Annotated in this window: 17 protein-coding genes; 10 read left to right on the top strand and 7 right to left on the bottom strand. The window is 61.8% G+C overall.

Translation table 11 applies throughout. From position 1 onward, the window contains the following. Position 1 precedes the first annotated feature (1 nt). Complete coding sequence (locus EWR20_RS08345; protein ID WP_129360221.1) at positions 2–913, bottom strand: amidohydrolase family protein; 912 nt, start codon at positions 911–913, stop codon at positions 2–4. Between the two features lie 2 nt (positions 914–915). Beyond that, positions 916–1,845, bottom strand: coding sequence for an SDR family NAD(P)-dependent oxidoreductase (locus EWR20_RS08350; protein ID WP_394342284.1), 930 nt, complete (start codon positions 1,843–1,845; stop codon positions 916–918). Positions 1,846–1,931: 86 nt separating this feature from the next. On the opposite strand from EWR20_RS08350, the gene EWR20_RS08355 reads away from it, so the two are divergent. From EWR20_RS08355 to EWR20_RS08370, 4 genes are all read left to right on the top strand, one after another. Further along, a complete protein-coding gene (locus tag EWR20_RS08355; protein WP_238147670.1) occupies positions 1,932–2,456 on the top strand; it encodes a MarR family winged helix-turn-helix transcriptional regulator in 525 nt (174 codons plus the stop codon). A gap of 230 nt (positions 2,457–2,686) precedes the next feature. Beyond that, positions 2,687–3,727, top strand: a complete 1,041-nt coding sequence (locus EWR20_RS08360) for an agmatine deiminase family protein (RefSeq protein WP_129360223.1) — start codon at positions 2,687–2,689, stop codon at positions 3,725–3,727. Next, the gene (locus EWR20_RS08365) at positions 3,724–5,448 is read left to right on the top strand and encodes an amidase (RefSeq protein ID WP_129360224.1); all 1,725 of its coding nucleotides are present in this window, start codon (positions 3,724–3,726) and stop codon (positions 5,446–5,448) included. Before EWR20_RS08360 ends, EWR20_RS08365 begins: the two co-directional genes overlap by 4 nt. A 44-nt stretch (positions 5,449–5,492) precedes the next feature. Then, entirely contained in the window at positions 5,493–7,124 is a 1,632-nt protein-coding gene (locus tag EWR20_RS08370; protein ID WP_238147671.1) for an APC family permease, read from the top strand. A 28-nt stretch (positions 7,125–7,152) separates the two neighbouring features. Here EWR20_RS08370 and EWR20_RS08375 read toward each other — a convergent pair whose 3' ends face one another. Continuing rightward, positions 7,153–7,860 carry a TetR/AcrR family transcriptional regulator gene (locus tag EWR20_RS08375; protein ID WP_238147691.1) on the bottom strand — a complete coding sequence of 236 codons (708 nt, stop codon included), beginning with the start codon at positions 7,858–7,860 and terminating at the stop codon, positions 7,153–7,155. A 142-nt stretch (positions 7,861–8,002) separates the two neighbouring features. Here EWR20_RS08375 and EWR20_RS08380 point away from each other — a divergent pair, with 142 nt between their 5' ends. The 6 genes from EWR20_RS08380 to EWR20_RS08405 all read left to right on the top strand — a co-directional run bounded on the left by EWR20_RS08380 (position 8,003) and on the right by EWR20_RS08405 (position 16,349). Beyond that, complete coding sequence (locus EWR20_RS08380) at positions 8,003–9,454, top strand: flavin monoamine oxidase family protein (RefSeq protein ID WP_129360226.1); 1,452 nt, start codon at positions 8,003–8,005, stop codon at positions 9,452–9,454. Next, complete coding sequence (locus EWR20_RS08385) at positions 9,451–10,374, top strand: universal stress protein (RefSeq protein WP_129360227.1); 924 nt, start codon at positions 9,451–9,453, stop codon at positions 10,372–10,374. The genes EWR20_RS08380 and EWR20_RS08385 overlap by 4 nt, the downstream gene beginning before the upstream one ends. Positions 10,375–10,453: 79 nt before the next feature. Next, a complete protein-coding gene (locus EWR20_RS08390; RefSeq protein WP_129360228.1) occupies positions 10,454–11,929 on the top strand; it encodes an NAD-dependent succinate-semialdehyde dehydrogenase in 1,476 nt (491 codons plus the stop codon). Positions 11,930–11,983: 54 nt separating this feature from the next. After that, positions 11,984–13,414 (top strand): gamma-aminobutyraldehyde dehydrogenase, encoded by a 1,431-nt coding sequence (locus EWR20_RS08395; RefSeq protein WP_129360229.1) that lies wholly within the window; start codon positions 11,984–11,986, stop codon positions 13,412–13,414. A 32-nt stretch (positions 13,415–13,446) separates the two neighbouring features. Further along, entirely contained in the window at positions 13,447–14,787 is a 1,341-nt protein-coding gene (gabT, locus tag EWR20_RS08400) for a 4-aminobutyrate--2-oxoglutarate transaminase (RefSeq protein WP_129360230.1), read from the top strand. A 92-nt stretch (positions 14,788–14,879) separates the two neighbouring features. After that, on the top strand, positions 14,880–16,349 hold the full coding sequence (locus EWR20_RS08405) for an amino acid permease (protein WP_129360231.1): 1,470 nt from the start codon (positions 14,880–14,882) through the stop codon (positions 16,347–16,349). Positions 16,350–16,459: 110 nt separating this feature from the next. Here EWR20_RS08405 and EWR20_RS08410 read toward each other — a convergent pair whose 3' ends face one another. From EWR20_RS08410 to EWR20_RS08425, 4 genes are all read right to left on the bottom strand, one after another. Then, entirely contained in the window at positions 16,460–17,287 is an 828-nt protein-coding gene (locus EWR20_RS08410) for a hypothetical protein (protein WP_129360232.1), read from the bottom strand. A gap of 86 nt (positions 17,288–17,373) precedes the next feature. Then, complete coding sequence (locus tag EWR20_RS08415; RefSeq protein WP_238147672.1) at positions 17,374–17,961, bottom strand: arsenic metallochaperone ArsD family protein; 588 nt, start codon at positions 17,959–17,961, stop codon at positions 17,374–17,376. Between the two features lie 118 nt (positions 17,962–18,079). Beyond that, on the bottom strand, positions 18,080–19,894 hold the full coding sequence (locus EWR20_RS08420) for a GDSL-type esterase/lipase family protein (RefSeq protein ID WP_129360234.1): 1,815 nt from the start codon (positions 19,892–19,894) through the stop codon (positions 18,080–18,082). Between the two features lie 177 nt (positions 19,895–20,071). Continuing rightward, positions 20,072–21,565, bottom strand: coding sequence for an alanine/glycine:cation symporter family protein (locus EWR20_RS08425; RefSeq protein WP_129360235.1), 1,494 nt, complete (start codon positions 21,563–21,565; stop codon positions 20,072–20,074). Positions 21,566–21,572 lie beyond the last annotated feature (7 nt).

Raw genomic sequence — 21,572 nt, forward strand, 5'->3', positions numbered from 1 at the left:
CTCAGGCCTCCTGCCCGGGGTTCTCGCGCGGCGTCAATCCCAGAAGGTGGGCCGCATTGTTCTTGAGGATGTCCTCGCGAATGTCCTCGCGGAATTCCCTTTTCTCGAAGGCTTTGAGCCAAGCATCGGGCTGGATAAGGGGGTAATCGGTGCCGAACAGTACGCGGTCCGGAAAGAATCGATTGGTGGCCCGGACGAGGGAATCGGGGAAATACCTAGGCGACCAGCCGGACAGGTCGATGTGGACATTGGTCTTGTGCGTGGCGATGGAGTTGGCTTCCTCCTGCCACGGAACCGAAGGATGGGCCATGATCACGTCGAGATCGGGAAAATCCGCTGCGACGTCGTCCAACAACATTGGATGGGACAATCGCGCTTTGATTCCGCCGCCCCCTCGCATGCCTGCGCCGATACCGTTCTGGCCTGTATGGAAGAGCGCCGGGACGCCGAGCTCCGTGATCGCCGACCACAGAGGATAGAAGTTCTCATCCGAAGGATCGAAGTCCTGGAGCGAGGGATGGAATTTGAATCCCATGACACCGTGATCGTGTACGAGCGTGCGGGCCTGCTCTATTGCCGCTTCACTCTTGCGGGGGTCCACCGAGCCGAAGGGGATCAGAACGTCAGCGTGGTCCGCGGCCTGCTCGGCGATTTCTTCGGAGCTGATGGGGGCGTGATGAAGTGCGGTCTCCGCATCAACCGTGAACACCACGGCTGCCATGCCCCAATCCCTGTACCTCTGAGCGATGGCCTCCAGACGCGGAGTACGGTCCCCGGACCTGAAGTACTTTTCCGAGGCAGCGATGAACTCCCGTGGCATTGACTGGTGTCCGTGAGAGTCTTCCTCGATATGGGTATGGATGTCGATGGCCGAGACGAGTGCGGGGTCCACAGCGCATTCGTAGCGAGACATGATCAGCTCTCCTCGGGCCGGAGCTCTTCGGGCAGGGGCAGAAACTCTTCGCCGACGGGTTGGCGGTGCGCACTCACTAGTGCCGGAAGGTCCCTGGCCAGATCGTCGTAACTCCAGCCGCCGTCGTGGTATTCGGTGGCCTCGGGCAGCGGGTGCGTCCACACTTGCAACCGGTCACCGCCGATGCCTAGCACCTGGCCGGTCTCGCCCAGATCGCCGCCGACGAGGTACGCGACCAGACCCGCGACGTCCTCCGCGGTGCCGAACCCTAGGTCATGGCGGAAGAACGCGGGCATAGGGCTCTGCCGGTCCTCGGCCTCGATGGCTTTACGGAAATAGGGGACGGTGCGGGTCATGGCGGTCGAGGCCACAGGTATTGCGGCATTGATCTGCACGCCGGCTTTCTTCATTTCCAGGGCCCAGGTGCGGACCATACCGACAATTCCTGCTTTGGCGGCGGCATAATTCGTTTGGCCGAAGTTGCCGCGCTGACCGGTTGGAGAGCCGATGCAGACGATGGAACCTTGAACGTCGTTTTCCTTGAAGTGGCGGTAGGCCTCTCGAACGCAGGTGAACGTTCCGCGCAGGTGAACTTGAATCACCGAGTCGAAGTCGTCGTCGCTCATTTTGAGGACCGACTTGTCCCGGAGTGTCCCGGCGTTGGTCACGAGCCCGTCCAGACGGCCGAAGGCCTTGAGCGACGCAGAGACCAACAGCGTGGCGGCGTCGGTAGTGCCCACCGGTACGGCACACGCGACGGCTTTGCCGCCCTCTTCCCGGATGCGGGAAACAGCAGAATCCGCAACGATCTGGTCGACGTCGTTGACGACCACGCTGGCGCCCTGGCGCGCGATCTCACGAGCGTAGGCCAAACCCAGCCCGGCTCCCGCGCCGGTCACGATGATGGCCTTGTCCTGCAACGTCATATCCACTCCTCATGTGATTTGGGTGACATCTGCAGCCACCTAAACGCAATTAGTTGAAAAAGTCAATCATTGGTTCGTTCTATGATGTCCTCATGAACAAGCGATGTGATGTGCAGCGGACGGTCGGCGATGCCCGAGATGAAGGGGGGATGCCCCTGGAATCCACCGAAATCGCGGGCGATGCAGTATTTCTGCTCGAGAAGCTGGGGGCGGTCGGCACCCTCGATGCGAATCGCGAGCTGAAAGATTTCGGCCTGAATGCGAGATCGTTCAGCGTTCTCAGCCTCGCTGGGGAGGATGAAGCGCCAACGCAGAAGGCGCTGGCGGAGATGCTCACGCTGGACCCCAGTCAGATCGTGTCTTTGGTTGACCGTTTGGAGAGCGAGGGACTGGTGGAGCGCATTCCCGACGGTCGAGACCGGCGCATTCGACGCATTCGGGCCACCGCGGAGGGGGATGAAGTGCGCAGGGTTGCGCGGGTGCAGGTCCTTCGTGCTCAGGAGCGGACTCTGGGCGAGTTGCGTGCCGAAGAGGTTCAGCAGCTGATCGGCCTACTGGGTAAGGCCCTGTTCGGCCGTGATCAGAGCGCCCTGAAGTCTGACGTCGATTCCGCCTGAGCGCCCGAGGCCTCGCTCGCTCATCGGGCCGGAGGTCCCATCTCGGCTCCTCGCTTTTGCGCGCTCGTCTTTTACGGCGTCGCTACATGATCGCCTTCACAGTATTCCAAATCACATGTACTCTTGCTGAGAACGTAAACGAACCATGTTCGTTAAATGGACTCACAAGATGCCTTCGCCGGCCGTCGATACATGTTGGGACGTAGCGCGAAGAGAAAAGAGAAGGACTCATGGCCTGGAACATGCCGGCCGAGACGGATCCGCACGAGCGGACCTGGATGGCCTTTCCCTGCGGTGGAGAAACGCTCGGTTCCTCGGAAACCCAACGGGAAGAAGGCTACGAAGCCTGGGCCGCGGTCGCTCGGACGATCGCCGAATTCGAGCCCGTGACGATGGTCGCTGATCCCTCCGAAACTCAGCGTGCTCGGCGGATGCTGGGGGCCAACATCGACATCGTCGAGGCGCCGGTGGACGAGTTCTGGATGCGTGACGTCGGACCGACTTTTGTCCGGGACGTCGAAGATCCGCAACGCCTCGGCGCGGTCGATTGGATTTTTAACGGGTGGGGTGCCAATGAGTGGGCTGAGTGGGAGAAATCCGCTGGTCTGGCCCGATTTGCAGCGGAAGTTGCAGGCGTCGAGCACGTCTCATCCGTTCTGGTCAATGAGGGCGGGGGAATTCACACTGACGGACAGGGAACTGTCCTCGCGACCGAAACCGTCCAACTCGACCCTCGCCGAAATCCTTACGCGGATCGGCAGCGTGTCGAGTCCGAACTCGCCCGGACCCTTGGCGCACGGAAAGTCATCTGGCTTCCTCGCGGACTGACGAGGGACTATGACGATTTTGGAACCAACGGCCACGTGGATATCGTTGCAGCCTTTGCGTCCCCTGGCACCGTGCTCGTGCACTCTCAGGAAAATCCGGAGCATCCGGATCACGCCGTCTCGCAGGAAATCCGCCGCTCGCTCGAAGGCCAGAGTGACGCCGAAGGACGCCCGCTGAACATCGTGAGTGTTCCCGCACCGAGCCGGATCAGCGACGATTTCGGGCCCGTGGACTGGAGCTACATCAACCATTACGTCGCCAATGGGGCCGTCATTGCGTGCTCCTTCGGGGACGATCGCGCCGATGGGCGCGCACGTGAAATCCTCTCCGAGGCCTATCCCGGAAGAGAAGTGGTTTCCGTCGAAGCGCGGCCGATCTTCGACCGCGGCGGAGGAATCCACTGCATCACCCAGCAGCAGCCCGCGGCGGGTGATCGTCCGTGACAAGAGTGGACGTCGTAGAAGCCAGCATTCGCGAACTACGAGCGGCCATGGAGATGGGGCAAACCACGTGCGAGCAGATTCTCGACGAATATCTCGCCCGCATCGATGCCTACGACTCCGGGGGACCCGGTCTCAACGCCGTCGTCGTGCGGAACCCGGAAGCCAGAGCGGAAGCCCAGGCTTCGGACCGACGCCGTGCTCGTGGAGAGACCCTGGGACCGCTCGACGGAATCATCTACACGGCCAAGGACAGCTATCTCGTCAAGGGCCTGACCGCCGCGGCCGGGAGCCCCGCCTTCGTCGATTTGGTCGCTCAGAAGGATGCCTTCACGATCGAGCGGCTCCGTGCTGCCGGGGCCATCTGCATCGGCCTGACCAATATGCCGCCCATGGCAAATGGGGGAATGCAGCGCGGCGTCTACGGTCGCGCCGAAAGTCCGTACAACGCCGGGTGGCTGACCTCGGCTTTCGGCTCGGGGTCCTCCAACGGCTCGGGGACCGCTACTGCGGCCAGTTTCGCGGCCTTCGGGCTAGGGGAGGAGACCTGGTCGAGCGGTCGGGCCCCAGCCTCGTGCAACGCTCTTTTCGCCTATACCCCTTCTCGCGGAGTCATCTCGGTGAGGGGCAATTGGCCGCTTGTGCCCACGATGGACGTCGTAGTTCCGCATACCCGTACCGCCGCGGATCTCGTCGAGGTTCTTGACGTCATCGTCGCGGACGATGCCGATTCCCGCGGCGACTTCTGGCGGTCCCAGGACTGGGTCGACATCCCCAAATCCTCGAGCGTGCGGCCGGAGTCGTACCTCCCTTTGGTCGCGCGGAACACGACCGAGGCGAAAGACCGCCTGAATGGCCTGACCCTGGGCGTTCCCCGGATGTACATCAATGCTGATCCCGAAGCAGGAACCGCTCGAGCGCCGGGAATCGGGGGCTCGACGGGCCGGCGGATCGAGACACGGGCGAGCGTTGTCGAACTGTGGCGGCAGGCAAAAGCAGACCTGGAGGAAGCCGGGGCGCGCGTCGTCGAGGTGGACTTCCCCGTGGTGAGCCGGTACGAGGGCGACCGCCCCGGAGCGCCCACGATTCGGACGCGTGGACTGGTCAAACCTGAGTACTTGGATCGGGAGATCCTGGACCTTTCCGCGTGGGCTTGGGACGACCTCCTCCGAGCCAACGGGGACGAAGGAATCTCCGAACTCGCGGCCGTCAATGGCGAGACGATCTTTCCCGCGCCCGAGGGTGCCCTGCCGGACAGATACGACGGATTCGACGACGACATCGCCGAATATCCCGCATTTATTCGCGAAAACCCCATTGATTCCTTCCGGGATATCCCCGAATTGGCGCAGGGGGTCGCGGGGCTCGAGGAAACGCGCCGAGTCGACCTGGAGAACTGGATGGAGGAGAGGGGCCTTGACGCCGTTCTGTTCCCCGCCATGGCCGATGTGGCCCCTGCTGATATGGACGTGGATCCAGATTCCGCGGACCTGGGCTGGCGCAATGGTGTGTGGGTCGCCAACGGGAACCTGGTCATGCGCCACCTGGGCATTCCGAGCGTCACCGTCCCTATGGGGACCATGCCGGATACCGGGATGCCCGTTGGTCTGACATTCGCTGGGCGCGCGTATTCGGACAACGATCTCCTAGGCATCGGTCTTGCCTTCGATGCGCTCGGCCCTCGCCGGACGGCGCCACCCCGAACGCCCCGACTTCAGGGATAACCGCTTCCTGGCGCGGAAGCGCTCCCATCCATCATTCGAATCCAATGACTCACCAGGAGGAACTCATGTCCTCGTCCTCACAGCGGAGAAAAGACCCCGGCCGTTCCGGTGTCACCATCCACACGTCCACGTCGCCGATCGTCCAGCGTTCGGACTCCGCCGTCACCATCGTCGGGGACGGCAAGAAAAAACAGGCGAAAGGTCTGAGTGCCGCCAGCATTGGCCTGGTTGGCGCGACCGTCATCGGCGTCTCCACGATCGCTCCCGCCTACACGCTCTCCGGTGCGCTGGGGCCCACCGTCTCGGTCGTGGGTTTTCACTTGCCGGCGATCTTCTTGCTCGGCTTCATCCCGATGCTCCTCGTGGCTCTCGGATACCGGGAGCTCAACTCCGCAATGCCCGACTCCGGAACCACATTCACTTGGGCTACCAAAGCTTTCGGCCCGTGGGTCGGGTGGATGGGTGGCTGGGGGCTCTTGGCCTCGACCGTGCTGGTGCTGTCCAATCTCGCGGGGATCGGCGTTGATTTCTTCTATCTGCTGTTGTCGCAGATTTTCCGCAACGATGCGATCGCCGACCTGACACGCAACGTCCCACTCAACGTGGTGACGTGCCTGGTTTTCATGGCCGGTGCCTGTTTGATCTCTTACAGGGGAGTCGAGGAGACCAAGCGCTTCCAAATTTTTCTCGTGAGTTTTCAGCTGTTGATCCTGATCGGATTCTCGGTCGTCGCTATCGTTCACGTCGCCAACGGAACCGCATTTGACGGGCATATGCCCAGCATCGAATGGTTCAACCCATTCGGCGTGGACTCGTTCTCGGCATTCTCCGCGGGTGTCTCTCTATCGGTTTTCATCTATTGGGGTTGGGACACCGTCCTCACACTCAATGAGGAGACCGAGGGGTCGGACAAGACGCCGGGCAGGGCGGCCCTGCTCGTCATAGCTATCGTCGTCGTACTGTACCTGCTGGTCGCCTGCGCAACCCTCGCATATTCGGGCGTTGGGAACGGCGATTTGGGATTGACCAACGGGAACATCCAGGAGAATGTCTTCGCCGCCCTGGCAACCCCCGTTCTGGGGCCGCTCGGCATTCTCATGTCGATCGCGGTGCTCATGTCCTCCATCGCTTCGCTGCAGTCGACCATGGTTTCCCCGGCCCGCACTATGTTGTCCATGAGTTTCTATGGGGCGCTTCCCAAGGGGCTGTCCCGGATCCATCCGAAATTCCAGACACCCAGCACCGCAACCGTGACATCGACCGTTGTCGCGGCGGTTTTCTACGCGATCATGCGTTTCGTCTCCGAAGACGTCCTCTGGGATACGATTTCGGCTCTGGGCCTGATGGTGTGCTTCTACTACGGACTGACGGCGCTCGCGTGTGTGTGGTACTTCCGCCGGTCTTCCCTGCGGTCCCTGCGGACTTTCTGTACCCAGCTTCTGGGGCCATTGTTAGGCGGGATCCTTCTGTTGATTTTCTTCGTGCGAACGACGATCGATTCTTTCGACCCGTCGTACGGTTCCGGCTCGTCGCTCTTCGGGATCGGTCTGGTCTTCTACTTGGGCGCCGGCATGATCGTGTTGGGCCTCGTCGTCATGTTCGCGCTCTCGCGTCTGATTCCGTCCTTCTTCCGCGGTGAGATCGAAGTCGCGCCCGGGGCGGTGGACCGTGCGTAATGGGCATTTGCCCTTGCGCCACTTTGACTCAGGCTGCTGCGAGATGAGTTCGCAGGCGTTGCTCCAAGCCGTCCAGGAGGCTCGGAAGCCCGAGGTCGAGTGCTTGCTCGGCGGCCATTGGGCCGCTGAGATGCTCTCTGTCCTTCTGCAAGCGGGCCATGAGCGCGAAATCCGGGCTGAGCTTTCCCGGGTTGAAGATGTCGGCGGGAGCCGCGGCGTCCAGGGCCGTGCCGAGGAGGAAAGATTCGAGGGTTTCGATGACCCTCAATATTTCGGCCTCGGGCCAGCCGGACTTGAGGAACGCCTGTGCGACGGCTTCGTACATCGCCAGCGTCTGGGGCGCCTCGGCCACCGGGGTCAGGGCGAGCGTCGCGACGACGTATGGCTGAGCCGCGAACGCTTCGAAATAGGACCGTGCCCAGGCCTCCGTGGCCGAGCGCCACTCCGAGGCTGCCTCGGCCCGATTTCCAGTACTGTCCGAGCGACGGCTGAGTTTTACCAGATCGGCGATGTCGATTCCGCGCACCACATCGTCCGAGATCTTGGCGAAGACCTCGTCGCGGGAGGCCACATGGTTGTACAGCGACGACACGGCGACTCCGAGCCGCTTGGCCAGCATGGTCATCGTGAAACTCTCCCCGTGGGACTCCAGAAGTTCCCGCGCGGCGTGCACGATGTTCTTCGAGGTCAGGATCGTCTGGGCAGGCCGGCCCGGCCTTCTCGTGGCTTTTTCCATCACGCAGACGACCTTACCCGCGCGTCGCTGCAACGCCCGGCAGGCACCTGATGTGCGGCACATTTCACAAATTTCATCTTCGTCGCTACCATAAACGAAACACATTCGTTTATTTCCTCCCCACCTCACGAAAGGTCTGAACATGAGTGCCAACCCTCATAATCCTCAGCAATCCGAGTGGTCCGTCCGCGAGTCCGACGTTGTCGTGATCGGTGCCGGCCCTTCCGGCTTGGCCGCCGCAACTGAACTGCGCAAGGCGGGCAAAAGCGTTACGGTGCTCGAGGCCCGCGAGCGCGTGGGAGGGCGCACGTGGTCGCAGGTCATCGACGGCGCGTTCCTCGAGATCGGCGGCCAGTGGATTTCCCCTGATCAGACCGTGCTCACCGAGTTGGTCGACGATCTAGGGCTCAAGACCTTTTCTCGGTACCGCGAGGGAGAGAACATCTACCGTTCGCCGAAGGGCACCGTGACCCGGTACGCGGGAGAGATGTTCCCGGTCTCCGCGGAAACCGAGCGCGAGATGGAGCGTCTGATCGAGATTCTGGACGGCCTGGCCGCGGAGATCGGGCCGACCGAGCCGTGGGCTCACCCCAAGGCGCGTGAATTGGATACGATCTCCTTCCATCACTGGCTGCGCGAGCAGTCCTCGGACGAAGAAGCCTGCAACAACATTGGCCTGTTCATCGCGGGCGGCATGCTGACCAAGCCGTCTCACGCTTTCTCAGCGCTTCAGGCTGTCCTCATGGCTGCCTCTGCCGGGTCCTTCTCGCACCTCGTGGACGAGGACTTCATTCTCGACAAGCGGGTCCTCGGCGGAATGCAGTCCGTTTCTCTTGCCCTTGCCGAGCGGTTGGGCGACGACGTCATAACGGGTCATCCCGTGCGCGTCCTCCGGTGGCAGGAAGAGGACCCCGAGTACCCGGTTCTGGTTGAGGCGGAAGAGTTCTCGGAAGACGGCCGGGCCAGTGGCTCGGGCATCCTCGTGCGGGCGAAGCGGGCCATTGTTGCGGTTCCGCCGAACCTTTACAGCCGCATCTCCTACGTGCCGGCTTTGCCCCGACGCCAACATCAGCTGCACCAGCATCAGTCCCTGGGCCTGGTCATCAAGGTTCACGCGGTGTACGACACGCCTTTCTGGCGGGAAAAGGGTCTGTCCGGTACGGCGTTCGCCGCGGACTCATTGGTCCAGGAGATCTACGACAACACCAACTACGACCCCGAAACCGGCGAGGAAGAATCCCGCGGAACGCTCGTTGGCTTCGTCTCCGACGAGAATGCTGATCGCATGTTCGAGATCTCGGCGGAAGAGCGCAAGGAAGCCATCCTGACCGCGATGGCCGAATTGCTGGGTGAAGAGGCCAAGAACCCCGTGGTCTACTACGAGTCCGACTGGGGCGCCGAGGAATGGACCCGCGGAGCCTACGCGGCGAGCTATGACCTGGGTGGTCTCCACCGGTACGGCAAGGATCAGAGTGAGCCCGTGGGGCCGATCCACTGGTCCTGCTCGGATATTGCCGCCGAGGGGTATCAGCACGTGGACGGAGCAATTCGTATGGGTCTGAAGACAGCTGCGGATATTGTGGACTCACTATGAGATACATCGTTGGTTATTCCGCAAACCGCCGCGGTAGGGAAGCGCTGAACCTGGGCGTGGCACTGGGGCGCTCGATGGGTGCCGAACTTGACGTGGTTCTGGTCCTGAAAGCCGAGGATGCGTATGCCGGGGCACTGCGCGGTCCCGGCAATTACGCCGACCTCGTGAAGAATCAAGCCAAAGAGTGGCTCCAGGAGGCCGCGGAAATGGTTCCGGACGACGTTGTCGCCAGGTACCACATTCGCCGTTCAGTGAATGCCGCGACCGGTCTGATGGAAATGGCCGAGGTTGTCAATGCAGGTGCCATAGTCGTCGGGAGCTCGTCGAAGAGCTCTTGGCTGTGGCACGGCATTGGCTCCGTCGACAATGCGCTGCTGCACCGTGCCGCATTGCCGGTCATTATTGCTCCTCGTAATTACGAGAATTCCGCGTCGATCACCGCGATCGACTGTGCGGTGAGCCCCAAGTACGACTCGATCGGTTTGGTCGAGGAAGCCATTGCGACGCTCAATCGGACCGGAATCCCTGTGCGATTGGTGTGCATGGTGGACGGTTCTGCGGAAGACGACGAAGGCCGGGTGCAGGAAGCCGTTGAGGGGCTGGTTGCCGACTCCAGCGTCAGGCCGGATGAGCCTGAAAAGTTACGGGTCGTCGTTGGGCACGGTCGAGGAATATCGGAAGCCGTCGAATCTCTCGATTGGGAGCAGGGCGCGGTCCTCATGGCCGGATCCTCCAAGCTAGCCCAAAGGGGAGAGCTTTTTCTCTCCACCACTACGTCGAAGATCCTGTCGAAGCTGCCTATTCCCATCGTCGTGGTGCCGAGGGACTATCACCCCGGACGATACGGCTCCGAGGCCCAGCCCTGGACCGGTCAGCTCAAAGCGGTGAATCCCCAACAGCCCCGGAATGGCGGGAACTGAAGGGCATGAAACAAAAATTGAGTATTGGTTAACTACGGTAGACTTCGTGCCGTAGGACACGTGAAAGAGGTGTGATTCCATGGCCATCGATATTGATCAGCTATTGGCCCAAGTTCCCACAGGATTATTGATTGGTGGCCAGTGGCGCGATGCCTCTGACGGGTCCACATACGAGGTCGATAACCCCGCAACCGGCGAGACGATCGCGACCCTCGCGTCCGGTACGAGCGATGATGCCCGTGCCGCAATGGACGCGGCGTGCGCGGTCCAAGCCGAATGGGCCGCGACTCCCGCACGTGAGCGCTCGAATATTCTCCGTCGTGCTTTTGACCTGGTTCAGGAGCGCAAGGAGGAGTTCGCGACTCTCATGACCCTGGAAATGGGCAAGCCATTGGCCGAGGCACGCGGTGAGGTCGCGTACGGCGGCGAATTCCTTCGGTGGTTCTCCGAGGAGGCCGTGCGCGATTACGGTCGGTATGCGCCAACTCCGGAAGGAAACCTTCGGATGCTGACCGTGCGCAAGCCGGTTGGACCCTGCTTGCTCATTACGCCGTGGAATTTCCCCTTGGCGATGGGCACGCGCAAGGTTGCCCCGGCCGTGGCCGCGGGCTGCACCATGGTGCTCAAGCCTGCCCGGCTAACCCCTTTGACGAGCCAATATTTCGCCAAAACCATGGTCGACGCGGGCCTTCCCGCTGGTGTCCTCAACGTGGTTTCCGGAGCCTCGGCGTCGGCGATCTCCAATCCGATCATGGAAGATCCGCGTTTGCGCAAGGTATCTTTCACCGGGTCCACCCCGGTCGGCAAGCAGCTGATGGTCAAAGCCGCGGACAATGTTCTGCGCACGTCCATGGAACTCGGGGGGAATGCCCCGTTCATCGTCTTCGAAGACGCCGACATCGACGATGCCGTCCAGGGCGCGATGGGCGCGAAGATGCGCAATATCGGGGAGGCCTGCACCGCGGCGAACCGGTTCATCGTCCATGAGTCCGTGGCCGAGGAATTCGGAAAGAAATTCGCCGAGAAAATCAGTGCCCTCAAGGTCGGAAACGGTCTGGAAGACGGAATCACTTGTGGCCCCCTCGTCGAGAAGAAGGCCCAGGAATCCGTGACGGCACTCGTGGAAGATGCGACCCAGCGCGGGGCCCGCATTCTGGTCGGTGGAAAACCCGGTGAGGGCGCGGGATACTTCTTTGAACCCACGGTCCTGGTGGATGTACCACGGGATGCCCGGGTCATCCAGGAAGAAATCTTCGGACCGGTGGCCCCGATCATTACCTTCTCCACGGAAGAGGAGGCATATGAGCTGGCCAACGACACCGAATACGGCCTCGCGTCTTACGTGTACACGCAGGATCCTTCGCGCATGTTCCGCGTTTCGGATCACCTCGAGTACGGGCTCATGGGCTTCAACGCAGGAGTCATCTCGAATGCTGCCGCGCCGTTCGGCGGTGTCAAACAGTCCGGACTGGGCCGTGAAGGCGGGGCCGAAGGCATCGCCGAATACACGACGACCCAGTACATCGGCATCAAGGATCCTTACGCCGGTCAGTGACGGCGACGGAGCCTGATCCGATCCAGAAAGCTCACCCCATAAGAAGGAGTCGACATGGTCAACCGTCTTAAGAACTTCATCAACGGAGAATTCGTCGAGTCTTCCTCGACGGATGTGCTCGATATCGTCAGCCCGGTCACGGGCGAAAAGGTCGCCGAATCGCCGATTTCCACGGCGGAAGAAATCGACGCAGCTTTCGCTGCCGCTTCGGAAGCGTTCAAGACCTTCAAGCGCACCACTCCGTCCGATCGCCAGAAGATGCTCCTGGACCTCGCCGATGCGATGGAGGCCAACGCCGACCGCCTTGCCGATGCCCAGTATCGCAACACCGGCCAGCCCCGTGATGCGATCAAGTCCGAGGAAATCATCGGTGGCGCGGACCAGTTCCGGTTCTTCGCCGGAGCGGCCCGTACGCTCGAGGGCAAAGGTGCCAGCGAGTACGTCGAGGACCACACCTCGTACATTCGGCGCGAACCGATCGGCGTCGTCGCGCAGGTGACCCCGTGGAATTACCCGCTGGACATGGCCGTGTGGAAACTCGGACCTGCCCTGGCCGCGGGCAACACCGTCGTGCTCAAGCCCTCGGACACCACCCCTGAGTCGACACTTGTCCTCGCGGAGCTGATCTCGGAGATTTTCCCCGCAGGGGTTGTGAACATCGTCTTGGGCGACGGCAAGGTCGGTGCCCAACTGGTCTCGCACAAGACCCCGCAACTCGTGGCCATCACGGGGTCCGTCCGCGCGGGACGTTCCGTCGCGGAGTCCGCAGCCAAGGATTTGAAACTGACTCACCTCGAGTTGGGCGGCAAGGCACCGGCCATCGTGTTTGCCGACGCCGACCTCGAGCGCACCGCGCAGATGCTGACCGAATTCGGATACTTCAACGCCGGTCAGGACTGCACCGCCGTCACGCGGGTTCTCGTCGAAGAATCTGCGGCCGAGGAATTCACTCAGCTCCTGGTCAAGGCAGCCAAGGCCACCAAGACCGGCTCCGAGAACGACGCCCAAAACTATTACGGTCCTTTGAACAACGTCAATCACTTCAACACGGTGATGGGCAAATTGCAGAATCTGCCCGACCACGCAACCGTCGAGTGCGGTGGTCGGCAGCTCGGCGACAAGGGGTTCTTCATCGAGCCGACCGTGATCTCGGGCGTGCACCAAGACGACCCGATCGTCCAGGAGGAAACTTTCGCTCCCGTCCTGACGGTGCAGACCTTCTCGAGCGAGGAGGAAGCCTTGGAGCTGGCCAACGACGTCGATTACGCTCTGGCCTCCTCGGTATGGACCAGCAATCACGGCACGGCGATGCGCGTTTCCCGGGACTTGGATTTCGGTTGCGTGTGGGTCAATACCCACGTAGTTCTCGCCGCAGAAATGCCGCACGGCGGTTTCAAGGATTCCGGTCACGGCAAGGATTTGTCCTTGTACGCGGTCGAAGAGTACACCCGTGTCAAGCACGTCATGCATGACATCAGCGCTTAATCATTCCCCCTCGTCAAAAGGATCATCCACTTATGACTGAAATCAGTTACCGGCTCCCGCAGGAAATTCGCCTCACGGGTGAATTCCCCGGACCCAAGTCCAAAGAACTTGCCGAGCGTCGCTCCAAGGTCGTCCCGGGCGGCGTGGCCTCTTCCGTCCCGGTGTACGCCGCGGATGCGGACGGGGGCGTGATCGTCGACGTCGACGGCAATTCGATTGTTGACCTCGGGTCGGGAATCGCGGTGACTTCCGTGGGTGCCTCGGCTCCCAAGGTTGTGAAAGCCGTACAGGACGCGGCCGAGCACTTCACTCACACCTGCTTCATGGTTACTCCTTACGAGGGATACGTGGCCGTTGCCGAGAAACTCGCCGAAGTAACCCCGGGCGATTTCGAGAAGCGCTCCGTGCTGTTCAACTCGGGTGCCGAGGCCGTTGAAAATGCGGTCAAGGTGGCTCGCGCTGCGACCGGCCGTAACGCCGTCGTCGTATTCGACCACGCGTATCACGGCCGGACCAACCTCACGATGGCGCTGACCGCCAAGGCGGCGCCGTACAAGCGCGGATTCGGTCCTTTTGCCTCCGAGGTGTACCGCGTGCCGATGAGCTACCCCTATCGCGAGCCTGCCGAGATCGACGGCAAGGAAGCCGCAGAACGCGCCATCTCACAGATCGAGAAGCAGATCGGCGGCCAGGATGTGGCCGCGATCCTAATCGAACCGATTCAGGGTGAAGGCGGGTTCATTGTTCCTGCCGAAGGATTCCTGCCGCGTTTGTCCGAGTGGGCTCGCGAAAACGGCGTTGTCTTCATCGCCGACGAGGTTCAGGCAGGCTTCTGCCGTACCGGCAAGTGGTTCGCCGTGGATCACGAGGGGGTTCAGCCCGACCTGATCACCCTGGCCAAAGGCATCGCCGGCGGTATGCCGCTCTCTGCCGTGACCGGTCGTGCAGACCTGCTCGACGCCGTCGGTCCCGGCGGTTTGGGCGGCACCTACGGCGGCAATCCGGTCGCTTGTGCCGCGGCTCTGGCCTCGATCGAAACCATGGAGGAGTGGAACCTCAACGAACGGGCCGTGGCCATTGAGAAGGCGATCCGCTCCGCGCTCGAACCGTTGGTCGATGAGCTCGACGTCGTGGGCGAGGTACGCGGTCGCGGTGCCATGATGGCCATCGAGTTCGTGGCGGACTCGGGTTCGAAGAAGCCCCACCCCTCCGCCGCGAAGGATGTCGCCGCATACTGTCTGGAGCGCGGCGTCGCCATCCTGACCTGCGGAACCTACGGCAACATCGTTCGTCTGCTCCCGTCGCTTTCCATCAGCGACGAGCTTCTCGACGAGGCGCTGGGGATCCTGGTCGAAGGTATTCGTTCGGTCTAGTCCCGAACCGTCACGTGCGAGCTCGGTGCTCGGTCCATAGTGAAATGGGCCGAGCACCGCTTGATGATCACTCGAAGAAAGCCAACCAAACCATGAGTCATTCACCCTACGACGACCGGGTTTCGCCTCAGACCTCCATGGGCTCGACGGTCCATCACGGCAAGACATCCCGCGGTTCGAACGGGCCCGACGCCGCACCCTCTCCGCGCAAACTGCGTTCTCGGCACGTCACCATGATCACCCTCGGAGGGATCATTGGCGCGAGCTTGTTCGTGGGGTCAGGAAACGTGATCCGGGCCGTCGGGCCCGCTTCCGTACTGTCCTACCTCATCGGCGGGCTCCTGGTGTTCTTGGCGATGAGGATGCTCGGGGAAATGGCCGCCGCCCGTCCTGCAATCGGTTCGTTCATGGAATATGCCCGAGAGGGGCTGGGCGATTGGGCGGCGTACCTGGTCGGCTGGTTGTACTGGTACTTCTGGGTGGGGGTTCTCGCCTACGAGTCAGTGCTCGGCGGCGAAACCCTTCATGGTTGGTTCCCTGCCGTACCTGCCTGGGCGGCCTCGTTCTTCCTGCTGGCGTTGTTCGTGGGAACCAACCTGATCTCAGTGCGAACCTTCGGTGAGGTCGAATTCTGGCTCGCGAGCATCAAAGTCATCGCGATAGTGGTGTTCCTCGGCGTCGGAGTGCTGTTCGCCTTCGGGCTGTGGCCGCACGCCGAGTTCTCCGTCGGCAATCTGTGGGAGCACGGCGGTTTCGCACCCCATGGGTACGGAGCGGCTCTGACCGGCGTAGCCCTGGTGATTTTCTCCTACTTCGGCACCGAGATCGCTGTGATGGCGGCGGCCGAGTCCGAGGACCCGGCCAAGGGCATCCGCCAAGCAACCTCAACCGTGATTTGGCGCATCCTGCTGTTCTTTGTCGGTGCGGTGCTGGTAATCACCACAGTGATCCCGTGGAACGAGCTTCCTGTTCCGACCGACGTGACGCAGGCGCCGTTCACGATCGCGTTCGCCAAGTTCGGTGTTCCGGGCGCGGCCCTGGTGATGCAGCTGATCATCTTCACGGCAGTGCTCTCCGTACTGAACTCGGGCCTGTATTCCGCATCGCGAATGTTTGCGGCCCTCGCGGACCAAGGATTCGCCCCGAGAGCGATTACAGCGCGTTCCCGTCATGGCGTTCCGTACATGGCCCTTCTCGCTTCAACAGTGGGCGGGGTGGTGGCCACCATCGTGAATTTCGCAGCACCCGAATCGGGCGTCTTCGACTTCATCATGAATTCCGCTGGCCTTGTGGCGCTGTTCGTCTACGTGTTCATCGCCCTGACACAACTTAATCTGCGTCGGAAAATGACCCAGGAAGAACGGGACGGCCTGAAGCTTAAGGTGTGGCTGCATCCCGTGTTGAATTACGTGCTCTTCGCCGGCGTCGCCTTCGTCCTGATCGTCATGCTGACCACGGCCGACGGCCGGACTCAGGTGTGGACCAGCCTGATCGCGGTCATCATTCTGGTCCTGTTCTGGCCCGTGGTGAGTCGAGGACTCAAGCGGCGGCGCGCTGCCTAGCCCGAAAGGGCAGATCCGCGCTTGCTTCGGCGGCGTGGTGATTGCGCACCGCATTGTGCGATCAAGCGGTACGCAATCGCCGCGTCATGACTTTTCTGGAACCGTTCGGCCTATGAGCGACTCTTCGTTTCGGTTCCTTTGGACAAGCGCCACGCGTAGTACGCCGCCCAGCCTGCATTGAGGGCCAGGGGACCGACAGCTTTGGTCAACCTCGGAGCGATCGAATGCGAGATGCTCCCGAGCACGGCGACGCCGTTGGTGACGATCCCAATCCGCGTCATGCGGCTCGCGGCGGACCAGAACAGGAACTCGCCCATCGGGGCTTGCTGGATGCCCAAAGCGCTGGCGTGAACCTTGTACGGTAGATCTTCGACCGCGCCCGAAGCCAATGCCCGAGCGCCGTATTTTTTGACTTCGGCATTCGCGTGGTGAAGAGTCTCTGCGGAAACACCGGGGATGCGGAGCAACCGCTGAGCATTCTCGCGTTTTCCGGCCTCTTGAGCGATTCTGTACGTGCAGACCCCTCCCGCGAGAGAACCGGCAAGGGCGCCCCATGTGATGGCGCCGCCTCGGGCCGGATTCTTGAGGGCCACATTGGATGTCCACACTTCTGGGGAAACACACCACACCGTCGCATCCGCGAAACCCCAAACGAAAGCGATAGTCGAATCGCGGAGGAACCCACCCGCTTTCCGTGCCGGGCGGTTATCAGAATCATCGTGCCGGTGGGTATCAGTTGGGTGGTTGGTCCCTCGGCTCCGGCCTGCGGCGACGGCCGAACCGGGAGCAGCCCGACCCGCCCGATTCCGGCTGCCCTGCCGCACTGTTCCGCCTCGCTTGTGTTCGCGCGTCTGGGCCTGACGTTTCTTCTTCTCTTCGGGAGACAGCGAGAGCTGCCATTCCGGACGACGATTGTTCCTGCTCGGGAAGAACCTCATGGTCACTCCTTCAAGTCGATGTTTTGTCCCACACTACTTGGCTCACCTTGTCGGATCAGGGGCAGTACTTGTTCGACACCGACAGGTCAGTGGCCGCCGCACCCGCAGGATCCGCCGCAACAACCGCCTGAGGCCTGCTCATCACCGGTGGAATCCGCCGTGGTCGATGATGGTTGTACCCCCTCGCCGATGTCACCGCCCATGAGGTTGCGTCGGGCGCCCATATCGGGGCCGCCCCGAGGGGTTTCGGGAACCCCGGCCAAAACCGCAGCAAAACCCGCTGGGGCGGGCTTCTCCGAGGGCTGTCCGCTGCCGGGAACCTGACGGCCGCCTGGACCGCATGCGGCCGCGGCGGCACTGAAACGCGGGTCCTTGCGCTTGGGCTCCTGCGCCTTCGCGAACCTGCGCATCTGCTCGGACGTGGGATACATCCAGGAGGCCACGATCTGTGGTCCCAGAAGGGTGATGGGCAAGACCATGTCCCCGGAAGCCTCAAGCATGTCCGCCACGTGTTCGCATTCTTCGAAGGCCCATTCGTCTTCGCCGCGGACGTACACCGTGATGGGGTACCCCTGTTCCGCGAGTTCGGCCGCGGCGTCGAGGAACTCTTCGCGTTCGGTGTCCTCGGGGCCTCCAGCCGGGATGAAGACCTCGACCTCGGTCAGGTCCGACATGTTTTCCTCCATCTACGATTCGACCCCATCATTCCGTGCAAACAGGGTGAATGCCACCGCTGTTCGCACGGCGCCGATCTTTCGCGGTGGGGCGGACGGAGCCAATGAGCTCATGCATCTAACGGATCGCCTTCCGGAATTGTTCCGTGAAGGGATCGGCCATGTGATCATGACCGGCGTCCGTGAAATGGATATGGTCTGCCGAGAGCAACGGAGCACCCTGGTAGATGGTGGTCCACCGCTTCAGGGGGAGGAATCGGATCTTCTCGGACTCGGCGACTTGTTCGTAGACGCGGGAGAGTTCGTCCCTGCTCCTGTGCTCCGGAATGTCCTCGGTCACGACGCCGCTGAGGACGACCGTCGACCGGGGATACAGCTCCTTCAACTTGCGTATTGTCCGAGTGGCGTCACGTCTGACGCGCTCGTTGTCTCGCACGTAGACGTCGTTCCCGGAGCCTTGGAGGTAAATGACCTCCGGGTCCCCGAGGGGAAGAGTCCAATAATTGTCCAGGACGCCGCCGGAATAGCTCCCCGACGGTTGTTTTCGAGTGAAACCAATGCTCGGGTACGCGGTTTGGCTCGCCTCGACCGTGAACCCGGCCCTGGAAATGCCTTGCCGGATCCAGCTGTTGTCCGGAGCGACCTGGGAATCGCCGAATACCAGTGCGTCACCGGTTCCCAGGGTTCTGTCCACTCGGCGCACCAGGTCATGGTCGACGTCGAAGGCCAGTGCGTCGTGTTGGAATGCTGTTCGGCGAGTATCTCCGTCCCCGGAATGACTCTGCGGCAAACCGTGCGGGTTCGGATTGGCGGACCAGACGTCGAAGACCCGTTTGGACAGAGCGACGCCCCCGTAACGGTCCGAATACACCATGACCGCACCCTCGTACTGCTTCGAATAGGTGTCCAGAGCGCTCTTGGCCGCAGCCCCGAGCGCGCGCCCGAGCCCGAGGGCGGAGGCATCGGCGTCCATGGTCTTGCTGATCCCGTCGGGCTGGACTTGCTCATAGGTCCGGAAAGTAACGGAGTCGTTCTCGTACTTCCGGGCGATACCACCCTGGAAATTCTGCTGGATCCCAAACGGGGTCGAGTGCTCGTCCGAGGTGGGATAACCCCACCGTCCTCCTGCCCCTCCATCCTCGTCCCAGGCTCGCTGGATGGTGCCCGAGGTAACGGTCCACGTGCCGGTTGCCGGGGAGGAATACGTCCGACCGCCTTGGAATTCCTGGTATCTACCCCCGTAGGGCAGGTTGTTGAACACCTCCGAGACAGGGAGCCCCAAAGAGCCGCCAGCGGCTCCCAACTCCGTCCACTTCTTGCCGATCGCCCCCGTGGTTTCGACGGCGTGCGCCCCGGTCGCGCTGCTCCACGCGACCGAGTAACGCTTGTCGTCCGCCTGGTTCCAAAAGGTCTGCGTTATCCCGGATTCGCCGGCCGGTTCTTCCGCAGAGACCGGAATCCCAAGCCGTCCTTCCGCGCCGTGCTCGCCGTCGTAGAAACCGCGAATGGCATCCGAGGTCAGGACCTGAACGCCATGGGAAGAAGACCACGCGATCTCGGCGTGGTCGAAGCTCTGGATGCAGGTCCCACGGTGTGAGCAGCGCTCCGGTCCACGGGGGTAGCCATACTGGCCCGCATGGGCCCCGTGCTGGTTGTAGAACTCAGAGATCTGTCCTTCCCGGACATGGGCCGCGCCGGCGGTGGGAGACCAATAGATGCGGCCATGGGCGAATTCTTGGAAGCATCCGCCCTCCGCCTGATCGCATTCTTGAGGTTTGAGCGGGTGGCCGAGTTCCTTCTGCACGGACTCCGAGGAATGGTAGTAATCGCCGATCGCCCCTCGCAGATCCTGCCTCTGAGACGAGTACACGGTAAGAGCCAGTGCCGTGGAGAGAATGAGCGCCCCAGTTACGCGATTCAGTTTTCCGCCCAATGAGATGTTCTTTCGTGAAAGGAATAGGAGCGTGATTCCCTACCCATTATGGCGATCCCGCCCCGAGAACAAAGGCCGTAGCCACGGAGACGAAAGGGGCATGCCACCTGTCGGAAGGCAGAAAAACCTTCCGGCAAGGGCATACCCCTTCGACGAGTCGTGGATATTAAATATCCACTATTTTTTGGCGGGCTGGCGCATGGCCTCCCGATCGATCCAGAACTGACGGGTTGTGACCTCGTCTCCGCCGTCCCAGGTCTCCAATCCCGTAATTTCCGGCATGTCCGATGCGTGGAAGATCGGTTCCTTGCCCGCCTTGCGCTGACGCTCATAGTGCTTCAGGACCTTCGAAGCCACACCCGCCAGCAGGAGGATGGCTATGAGGTTCAGCAACGCCATGACGGCCATGAAGACGTCCGCGAGCGACCAGACCAGGTCCAGAGCGGCAATGGTCCCGCCGAAGACGCACAAGAGCACGACGATCCGGTACACCTGCAAGACCCATTTCCGTTCGGTCAGGAATTGGATATTGGATTCGCCGTAGTAGTAGTTGCCGATCACGGAAGAGAAAGCGAACAGGAATATCGCTACGGTCAGGAAGTGGACGGCCCAACCGCCCAACTGGTCTGCCAAGGCCGTCTGCGTCAGTGATGCGCCCGCCGCTTCGTCTCCGAAAGTCGGTTTGGAAAGGAGCACGATGAACGCGGTGATCGAGCAGACGAGGATCGTGTCGAAGTACACGCCCAAGGACTGCACGAATCCCTGCTTGGCAGGGTGGGAAACAGCTGCGGTGGCTCCGGCGTTCGGGGCCGAACCCATGCCGGCCTCGTTGGAGAACAACCCGCGGCGGACGCCCTGGACGATCACGCCCATGAGACTTCCCGTCGCGAATTCCCGGATGCCGAAGGCGCCCTCGATGATCTGCATGAAGACGGCGGGAATCGCGGTAATGTTCATGACCACCACGACCAGGCCGAGTCCCACATACATGACGGCCATGACCGGCACAATCACCTGGGTGAACGAGGAAATCGAACGCACACCACCGAAGATGATGACCGCGGTCAGCACGGCCAGGATCACGCCAAGAACGACTTTCAGGCCCATGCTCTCCGCAAGACCCGGAGCGAAGGAAGCGGTGGACTGGGAGATTGCGTCCACGATCGAATTCGACTGAACCGTGTTGAATACGAAGCCATAGGTCAAGCAAATGATGATCGCGAAGGCGACGCCCATCCAGCGGGCACGAAGTCCGCGTTGCATGTAATAGGCGGGGCCTCCGACGTAGGCATCCTTGCCGGGATGCTTATAGAGCTGGGCGAGCAACGACTCGACGAACGCGCTGGCCGCGCCGACTGAGGCGATGACCCACATCCAGAAGACGGCTCCCGGCCCGCCGATGCTGATCGCCAGGGCGACACCGGCAATATTGGCCGTTCCGACTCGCGAAGCCGCTGAGATCGTGAAAGCGCGGAACGAGGAGATCTGTGTTCGGCCTTCGGAGTCCTTACCACTGGGTTCCCCCAGGATCCTGAACATCTCAGGGATCGACCGGAACTGTACCCCGCGTGTGCGGATCGTCAGGTACAGACCTATGCCGATCAGGACAATGAACATGCCCTGCCAAATAAAGTCGCCAACGTTGGTGACGAGGTCGGTCAATGCGTCCATGGTGAAT

This window comes from Rothia uropygioeca (assembly GCF_004136585.1).
Classification (GTDB): domain Bacteria; phylum Actinomycetota; class Actinomycetes; order Actinomycetales; family Micrococcaceae; genus Rothia.